Here is an 8,793-nt window from a genome sequence, read left to right on the forward strand (position 1 = left end):
TCTGGCTTGGCCCCGGACGCTGGCGTGGCTCTGCCGCTCGGGTCTGTTGTGGGTTCGGGCGGGGTGGCGGGGCTCGGCTTGGGTTCGGTGGCTGGCTTGGGCTCCGGGTTGGGCTCGGTGCCGGGGGTCGGTTTGGGGGTGGGGCGGGTGGATGCGAGTTTGTCGGCGGTTTTGCGGGCGGTGGTGAGTTCCTTGGGTTCTTCCGCGCCGGGGTCGAGGGCGGGTGGGGCCGGGACGGTCCACATCCACTCGCGGAGCTTGTCGCGTTCGTGGGTGAGGTCGCGGATGTCGGTCTCGGCGTACTCGAACTCCGGGGACCAGAAGAGGGCGTCGAAGGGGCAGACCTCGATGCAGATACCGCAGTACATGCAGAGGGAGAAGTCGATGGCGAAGCGGTCGAGGACGTTGCGGCTGCGCTCGCGGCCGCCGGGGGCGGCGGGCGGGACCGTCTCCTTGTGGGAGTCGATGTAGATGCACCAGTCAGGGCACTCTCGGGCGCACAGCATGCAGACCGTGCAGTTCTCCTCGAAGAGGCCGATGACGCCACGGGTGCGGGGCGGCAGGTCGGGCTGGACGTCCGGGTACTGATCGGTGACGGTCTTCCTCGTCATCGTGCGGAGGGTGACGGCCAGGCCCTTGGCCAGGCCGGAGCCGGGGATCGGGGCCATTAGAGGAACACCACCTTGACGATGCCGGTGAGGGCGATCTGGGCGAGGGAAAGGGGGACGAGGAGGGTCCAGGAGAGCTTCTGGAGCTGGTCCTCGCGCAGGCGGGGGTAGGTGACGCGGAGCCAGATGATGACGAAGGCCAGGACGGCCGTCTTCAGCAGGGTCCAGACCCAGCCGAGGCCGTCGGCGCCCCACGGGCCGTGCCAGCCGCCCAGGAAGAGGACGGTGGTCAGGCCGCACAGGATGACGATTCCGGCGTACTCGGCGAGGAGGAACAGGGCGAAGCGGAGGCCGGTGTACTCGGTGTACGCGCCGAAGATGATCTCCGAGTCGGCGACCGGCATGTCGAACGGCGGGCGCTGGAGTTCGGCGAGGCCGGCGATGAAGAAGACGAGCGCGCCGGTGATCTGCCAGGGCAGCCACCACCACTCGAAGGCGTCGACGATGCCGAGCAGGGAGACCGTGCCCGCCGCCATCGCGACCGAGGCGGCGGCCAGCAGCATCGGGAGTTCGTACGCAAGGAGCTGGGCGGCGGTGCGGAGGCCGCCGAGGAGGGAGAACTTGTTGGCGGAGGCCCAGCCGGCCATGAGTGAGCCGAGGACGCCCACGCCCATCACGGCGAGGACGAAGAAGATGCCCGCGTCGATGACCACGCCGACCGCGCCCTCGCCCGGGCCGATGGGGATGGCGAGGAGGACGAGGAGGTAGGGGAGGAGCGCGACCGCCGGGGCGAGCTGGAAGATACGGCGGTCGGCGCCCGCCGGGACCACGTCTTCCTTCTGCGCGAACTTCACGCCGTCCGCGACGAGTTGGGCCCAGCCGTGGAAGCCGCCGGCGTACATGGGGCCGAGGCGGCCCTGCATATGGGCCATGACCTTGTGTTCCGTCTGACCGATGATCAGGGGGAAGGTCAGGAAGACGACGAAGACGAGGAGGAGTCGCAGGGCGACGTCGAGAACGTCGTTCACTGCGTGCCTCCTGAGGGGTCCTCGCTGGCCGGGTCTTCGCTGGTGGGGTCTGCGGTGGTGGGGTCTGCGGTGGTGGGGTCTGCGGTGGTGGGCGGTTCGGGTGCTGGATTTTCGGGCGTAGGGTCGGTGTCCTTCGTGTCCGCTTCCGGGCCCGGCGGCGGTGGGGTCGGTTCGTCGAAGGCCGGGCGGGCGTGGTGCCACGGGGCGTCGGCGCTGCGGGGCGCGGCCGAGGAGGTGCCCGTACCACCGGACTCTGGCTTGCCGGACTCCGCCTCGCCGGACTCCGCCCGCTGGCTCGCCGAGCCCTCGCCCGCGGTGCGGGACCGGCGTGGGCGCGCAGGGGCGGCAGGCGGCTCAGCCGCGGGTGCCGGTTCCGCGGGTGCCGCCGCCTGGCTGGCCGAGCCCTCGCTAGCACTCCGCGTACGCCGGGGTGGGGCCGGGGCCTCTGCCGCCTGGCCGGCCGAGCCTTCGGCGGCCGTGCGGGTACGGCGTACGGGGCGTTCCCCAGCCGCGCCACCGGCACCACCGGCACCAGTCGCCCCCCGCGCGCCCGCCGCCCGTCCCGCACCCCGCGCCGGGCGAGCCGGGGCCGGAGGCAGCTGGCCCTTGAGAGGGCCCCACTCGTTCGGGTCGGGGACGCCCGGTGGGAGCATCTGGCGGCGCTTGGGGGCGCCGTGGGCCGCGCCCGCCGCAGGCTCCCCCGGTTCCTTGGCTCCGGGCCAGGCCTTGGCGACGCGGGCGGCGAGGACGAAGTCCTTGCGCAGGGGGTGGCCCTCGAAGCTCTCGGGGAGGAGGAGGTGCTCCAGGCCGGGGTGGTCCTCGAAGCGGACGCCGAACATTTCGTGGGTCTCACGCTCGTGCCAGGCGGCGCCCGCGTAGACACCGACCGCGGTCGGCAGTACGGGCGCCGAGTGCGGCACCGTCGTACGGAGGAGGAGACGGCGGACCGGGGACAGCGCGACGACGTGGGCCGCGACGCGGAAGCCGGTGCCCGGTTCGTCGACGGCGCTCAGCCAGTCGAAGTAGGTGCAGTCCAGTTCCGTGCGGGCGGTCTCCAGTGCCGTGGTCCAGGATGCGGACGGAACGTCCACGGTGAGGACCTCGTACGACTCCTCGGCCGTGGCCTCGGGGCCGAAGAGTTCCTCGACGGGTGCGGGCAGCCAACCGGTCACCGGTCCCCCTCCCCGGCCCCCGCAGTCTCCGATGCCGAATGCCCCTCTGTCGCCTCCGGCCCCTTCACCAGCCCGCTCTGCAACGCCGCCGCCGAAGGCCGTCCCGACCCCCCGTTCCCACTCCCGTACCCGTACCGCTCCCCCAGCGACTCCCGCGCGATCTTCTCCTGGAGCTTCAGGATGCCCTGGAGCAGCGCCTCCGGCCGGGGCGGGCAACCCGGCACATACACGTCCACCGGGATGATCTGGTCGACGCCCTTCGTCACCGAGTACGAGTCCCAGTAAGGGCCGCCGCAGTTGGAGCAGGCGCCGAAGGAGATGACGTACTTCGGCTCGGGCATCTGTTCGTACAGGCGCTTCACGGCCGGCGCCATCTTGTCCGTGACCGTGCCCGACACCACCATCAGGTCGGCCTGGCGCGGCCCCGGCGCGAACGGGATGACGCCGAGGCGGATGAAGTCGTGGCGGGCCATCGACGCGGCGATGAACTCGATCGCGCAGCAGGCGAGGCCGAAGTTGAAGACCCAGAGCGAGTAGCGGCGGCCCCAGTTCAGGACGACCTTCATCGGCTCGGGGGCGAGGCGGGCGAGGGCTCCCAGCCGCTTCGGCTCCGGGAGGAGAACGGGCTCCGAGGGGGTCACGTCCATGTCAGGACGCCCTTCTTGTATGCGTACAGCAGGCCCACGGCCAGGAAGCCGAGGAAGATGAACATCTCCACGAGCGTCGTCGCACCGTAGCCCGGCGCGGCGAAGACCGTCGCCCAGGGGAACAGGAAGATCGAGTCGACGGCGAAGATCACGTACAGGAACGCGTAGACGTAATAGCGGACCTGGGTGTGTGCCCAGCCCTCGCCGACGGGGTCGACTCCGCACTCGTAGGTCAGGAGCTTCTCGGGGGTGGGGACCACCGGGCGCAGCAGCCGTCCCGCGCCGAAGGCGACGGCGACGAACAGTACGCCGACGAGGGCGAGCAGCCCGACCACCGAGTAGGACTGGAAGTAGTCCGCCGCGACCACGTCTGACGCGATCATGCCCGCCGCGACCACGGTCGATTCCGGCACGTCCGTCCCTCGCTCCCTGACCTGGTGACCTGCTGATGACTGACCTGGTGACCTGCTGGTGACCTGCTGGTGGCCCAAGCGAACGCCGTCATCCGCCGACGTTCGACGATCTGTACGCACGGGAGTCTAGGCCCTGCTAAAGAAACGGTAAGCAGCCCGTCACGCCGAAGTACAACCGGAGGACATCCGGAGAACAAACCGGAGGACAACCGAAGCGACGCCGAGGCACCGTCGAAGCGCAGCCGGTCCCCGGATCGGGGTGGGGTTTTCCCCAGGGGACCTGGGCGGTCCGCCTCATGGCGCGAGCGGGGGCGGGCCGGGCAGGCTGGGAAACATGACCGCTGGTATCGAACCCGCCTCCGACCGGCCGAGCACGCGTCCGACCCCGACCACGTACGGTCGTGACGATCGCCGAGCCCCACGGCCGTACGGCCGCCGGCTTCCGTCCAGCCGGACGGCGAACGGCCCGCTGCCCCCCGCTCGCTTCGCGTTCGACGGGCAGACGTGGCGGGAGATCGCGCATCTGCTCGCCAATCTGCCGGTGTCGCTGCTCGGGTTCTCGTACGTGACGACGGTGCTGTACACCGGGGCCCTCCTGACGGTGACGGTGATCGGGTTCCCGCTGCTCGCGGGCGCGCTGATGGGGGCCCGGCAGCTGGGGAAGCTGGAGCGGGCACGGGCCCGGGGGCTGCTCGGGGTGCGGGTGGACGAGCCGAGTCCGCTGCCGTTGCGCGGGGGCAACGGGGTCTTCTCGCAGCTGTGGATGAGCGTGAAGGACCCCGTGGGCTGGCGCACGATGCTGTACGAGTTCATGCGGCTGCCCTGGGGAATCGCGACCTTCACGATCACGTTCACCTCGCTGTTCGTGGCGTGGCCCGTGCTGCCGTTCATCGCGCGCGGGCTGACGAACGTGGACCGGGCGATGGTGCGCGCACTGCTGTCGCCCTCCGACGAACTGGAGCGCCGGATCGCGGAGCTGGAGTCGGACCGGGGGGTCGTCGTCGACACGGCGGCCGCCGACCTGCGGCGTATCGAGCGCGATCTGCACGACGGGGCCCAGGCACGGCTCGTGAACCTGGCCATGGGCCTCGGCCTCGCCAAGGAGAAGCTGCTGGAGGACCCCGACTCGGCGGCGTCGATGGTCGAGGAGGCGCACGGCGAGGTCAAGCTCGCCCTGCGGGAACTGCGCGACCTGGCCCGCGGCATCCACCCGGCCGTCCTCACCGACCGCGGCCTCGACGCCGCCCTCTCCTCCGTCGCCTCGCGCTGCACGGCCCCCGTGAAGGTGACCGTCGAACTGCCCAGCAGGCCGGCCGCCGCCATCGAGGGCATCGCGTACTTCACGGTCTCCGAGCTGCTCCAGAACATCAGCAAGCACAGCGGGGCCAGGACCGCCACGGTCGACGTGTGGCGGGCCGACGACCGGCTCCTCATCCAGGTCTGGGACGACGGCCGCGGCGGCGCGAGCCTCGACGGCGGTACGGGCATGGCGGGGCTCGCGGACCGGCTCGGCGCGGTGGACGGACTGTTCCTCATCGACTCCCCGGCCGGCGGCCCGACCGCCATCACGGCCGAACTGCCGTGGCGGGACCGCGGGGACGCGCGCTCCTGAGCCCCCTCCCGGGCTGCTCCTGAGCCCCCGTGGTGGGGAAAACCCCCGTCTCAAGACGCCGACGGACTCCATGGTCGGTACGGCCCGCTCCGAAGACTCTGGATGTACGACATCCGCGGTGCGGAACGCGACCACGAGCAGACACGCGGGCGCAGACGCGGACACGTAGATCACGAGTAGAACGGACTACGCCGATGGCCACGGAGTACGGACAGGGGTACGGGGGTCAGTGGGACGACCGCCCGGTGTACCAGGAGGCCGAGAAGCGGCGGCACCGGATTCCGGCCGGGCTGCGGGCGCCCTTCGAGGCGCGCAGCTGGCGCGAGTTCGTGTATGTGATGCTGAGCCTGCCGATCGGCATCCTGATGTTCACGTACGCCGTGACGATGGTGTCGCTCGGCGCGGGGCTCCTCGTCACCTTCCTCGGTGTCCCGGTGCTGGCCGCCGCGCTGGCCGGCTGCCGGGGGCTCGGCGTCCTGGAGCGGGCGCGGGCGCGCGGGCTGCTCGGGGCCGAGGTGGCCGAGCCGGAGCCGCTGCGGATGAGGGGGCGCGGGTTCATGGCCTGGATGGGGGCCGTGTTCCGGAGCGGCGCCTCGTGGCGGCATCTGCTGTACGCGGTGATCCAGTTCCCGTGGTCGGTGTTCGCGTTCTCCGTAGCGGTGAGCGTCTGGACGTACGGGTTGGGGCTGCTGACGTATCCGCTGTGGTTCTGGGTCTTCCCGGTGTGGGTGGGGCAGGACGGTCTGCAGTTGTACGGCGACGAGGAACGCTCCATGTACCTCGACGTCCCCTTCGAGATCACGGTGACCGCGCTGGTCGGGCTGCTGTTCACGATGGCCGCCCCGTGGCTCGTGCGGGGGCTCACGACGGTGGACCGGCTGATGGTGGAGGGGCTGCTCGGGCCGTCCCGGCTGGCCACGCGGGTCGTGGAGCTGGAGTCGGACCGGGGGGTCGTCGTCGACACCGCCGCCGCCGACCTGCGGCGCATCGAGCGGGACCTGCACGACGGGGCCCAGGCCCGCCTGGTCGCCCTCGCCATGGACCTCGGTCTGGCAAAGGAGAAGCTCGCCGAGGACCCGCGGGCGGCGGCCCGGATGGTGGACGAGGCGCACGGCGAGGTGAAGACGGCGCTCCAGGAACTGCGTGACCTGGCCCGGGGCATCCACCCGGCCGTCCTGACCGACCGCGGCCTCGACGCCGCCCTCTCCTCCGTCGCCTCGCGCTGCACGGTCCCCGTCCAGGTCGAGGTGGACCTGCCGTCCCGGCCCGCCCCGGCGATCGAGGGCATCGCCTACTTCACCGTCTCCGAGCTCCTCCAGAACATCAGCAAGCACTCGCGGGCGACCCGGGCGACCGTGGACGTCTGGAAGATCGAGAACCGGCTGATGATCCAGGTCGTCGACAACGGCGTGGGCGGCGCCGACGTCACCGCCGGCTCGGGCCTGTCCGGCCTCGCGGAACGGCTGGACGCGGTCGACGGCATCCTGGTGGTGGACTCACCGGTGGCGGGGCCAACGCGGATCACGGCCGAGCTTCCCTGGCGGGGCTGACAGCGCTTTGCGTGAACGGCTGGGCACGGCAGGGGCACCCGATGCCGCCGGATGCCCCTGCCGTGCGTCTGCTGTGCCCGGCTGCGGTCGGCCTCGCGGCCGCGCCGCCTGCGGCCGCGTGCACGAGGACCGGGTCGCCGGGGGCGATGCGGACCGCCCGGCTAGTACGCCGTAAGCCGTCACCACCGCCGTGGCCATCGCCGTCACCGTCGCCATCGCCGTGGCCATCGCCGTCACCATCGCCGTCGCCATCGCCATCGCATCGCCATCGCCGTCACCATCGCCATCGCATCGCCGTCGCCATAGCCGTCACCATCGCCATCGCCATCGCCGTCGCCGTCGCCAGGACCGGAGCAGCCCTCCGGCGGTACGCAGGCCCCGACGATCGACGACCCACACCGGGCCACCCAGCCACCGAGACCCCGGAGTGTCATGCCCCTGTTCCCGTTGATTCCTGTCGCCCGGGCGCACTGAGGTCCGAATACTGGAATGCTGGACCATGCCGTACGGGCGCGCGCGGGGCCAATGAGGACCGTGGACCGGCGGAGTGAGGCTGTGGGGGGGCCGAGGATCGTGGAGGACAGGGTGCGGGTGGTCATCGCCGAGGATTCGGTGCTGCTCAGGGAGGGCCTGACCCGGCTGTTGACCGACCGGGGGCACGAGGTCGTGGCGGGAGTCGGCGACGGCGAGGCGCTGGTCAAGACGATCACGGAGTTCGCCGCGCAGGACGCGTTGCCGGACGTGGTCGTGGCCGACGTACGGATGCCGCCGACGCACACCGACGAGGGCGTCCGGGCCGCCGTACACCTGCGCAAGCAGTACCCGGCACTCGGTGTGCTCGTGCTGTCGCAGTACGTGGAGGAGCGGTACGCCACGGAACTGCTGGCCGGTTCCAGCCATGGCGTCGGCTATCTGCTCAAGGACCGGGTAGCCGAAGTGCGTGAGTTCGTGGACGCGGTGGTGCGGGTGGCCCGGGGCGGTACGGCGCTCGACCCGGAGGTGGTCGCGCAGCTGCTCGGGCGCAGCCGGAAGCAGGACGTGCTCGCGGGACTCACCCCGCGCGAGCGGGAGGTCCTGGGACTGATGGCCGAGGGACGGACGAACTCCGCCATCGCGCGACAGCTGGTGGTGAGCGACGGGGCCGTCGAGAAGCACGTCAGCAACATCTTCCTGAAGCTGGGGCTGTCCCAGAGTGACGGGGACCACCGGCGCGTTCTGGCCGTCCTGACCTACCTGAATTCCTGATTTCCTGACACTGTGTCAGATATCTGGCGCCGGCCTTCAGCCGAACCCGAGCGGACGGTTCTATAACCGAGGTCCCGGAACAACCGAGGTCCTGGACAACCGGGCCCTAGAACCAAAGTGCGAGAGAGGAGCGTCCGTACGAATAACGCCGAGGGGAGAGTAAATCGCGACAAATCAGGGCGTCGGGTCGTCTCAAATGGGTGTCCATGATGCGAATGGGCACGGGAAGGCGACCTTGGCGGACGTAGGGTTGGCCTTGGGGAGGCCGTCGGGACGGCCGCTCCCAGACAGCCGCCTCAAGGGAGGTCCAGTTCAGTGACCAGCCAGGTCAGCAGCCCAGCGGAGCAGGCCGACGGAGCCCTCTCGGGAGAGCTCGTGGGAGAGCAGCGCAAACCGGCAGGCACGAAGGACGTGCGCCGGCTCGACCGGGTGGTCATCCGGTTCGCGGGGGACTCCGGTGACGGCATGCAGCTCACCGGCGACCGCTTCACCTCCGAGACGGCGTCCTTCGGCAACGA

At 71.0% G+C, this 8,793-nt stretch carries 7 protein-coding genes and 2 pseudogenes; 4 read left to right on the plus strand and 5 right to left on the minus strand.

What is annotated here, in order from left to right; translation table 11 throughout:
• Positions 1 to 148: 148 nt before the first annotated feature.
• The 5 genes and pseudogenes from ACWD3C_RS19575 to ACWD3C_RS19595 all read right to left on the minus strand — a co-directional run.
• Positions 149 to 668 (minus strand): annotated as a pseudogene (locus ACWD3C_RS19575) (NuoI/complex I 23 kDa subunit family protein); the annotation flags it as partial.
• Entirely contained in the window at positions 668 to 1,636 is a 969-nt protein-coding gene (locus tag ACWD3C_RS19580) for a complex I subunit 1/NuoH family protein (protein ID WP_451145470.1), read from the minus strand. The gene ACWD3C_RS19580 and the pseudogene ACWD3C_RS19575, both read right to left, overlap by 1 nt.
• Positions 1,633 to 2,808, minus strand: a complete 1,176-nt coding sequence (locus tag ACWD3C_RS19585; RefSeq protein WP_451145472.1) for an NADH-quinone oxidoreductase subunit C — start codon at positions 2,806 to 2,808, stop codon at positions 1,633 to 1,635. Before ACWD3C_RS19585 ends, ACWD3C_RS19580 begins: the two co-directional genes overlap by 4 nt.
• Positions 2,805 to 3,455, minus strand: a complete 651-nt coding sequence (locus ACWD3C_RS19590; RefSeq protein ID WP_451145474.1) for an NADH-quinone oxidoreductase subunit B — start codon at positions 3,453 to 3,455, stop codon at positions 2,805 to 2,807. Before ACWD3C_RS19590 ends, ACWD3C_RS19585 begins: the two co-directional genes overlap by 4 nt.
• The gene (locus ACWD3C_RS19595; protein ID WP_451145476.1) at positions 3,446 to 3,868 is read right to left on the minus strand and encodes an NADH-quinone oxidoreductase subunit A; all 423 of its coding nucleotides are present in this window, start codon (positions 3,866 to 3,868) and stop codon (positions 3,446 to 3,448) included. The genes ACWD3C_RS19590 and ACWD3C_RS19595 overlap by 10 nt, the downstream gene beginning before the upstream one ends.
• A 334-nt stretch (positions 3,869 to 4,202) precedes the next feature.
• Here ACWD3C_RS19595 and ACWD3C_RS19600 point away from each other — a divergent pair, with 334 nt between their 5' ends.
• The 4 genes and pseudogenes from ACWD3C_RS19600 to ACWD3C_RS19615 form a co-directional block, all read left to right on the plus strand.
• Positions 4,203 to 5,480 carry a sensor histidine kinase gene (locus tag ACWD3C_RS19600; protein WP_451145478.1) on the plus strand — a complete coding sequence of 426 codons (1,278 nt, stop codon included), beginning with the start codon at positions 4,203 to 4,205 and terminating at the stop codon, positions 5,478 to 5,480.
• Between the two features lie 194 nt (positions 5,481 to 5,674).
• Positions 5,675 to 7,030 (plus strand): sensor histidine kinase, encoded by a 1,356-nt coding sequence (locus tag ACWD3C_RS19605; RefSeq protein ID WP_451145480.1) that lies wholly within the window; start codon positions 5,675 to 5,677, stop codon positions 7,028 to 7,030.
• Positions 7,031 to 7,615: 585 nt separating this feature from the next.
• Entirely contained in the window at positions 7,616 to 8,275 is a 660-nt protein-coding gene (locus tag ACWD3C_RS19610; protein ID WP_451145486.1) for a LuxR C-terminal-related transcriptional regulator, read from the plus strand.
• 315 nt (positions 8,276 to 8,590) lie between these two features.
• Positions 8,591 to 8,793 (plus strand): annotated as a pseudogene (locus tag ACWD3C_RS19615) (2-oxoacid:acceptor oxidoreductase subunit alpha); the annotation flags it as partial.

Source organism: Streptomyces sp. NPDC002845 (assembly GCF_053591955.1).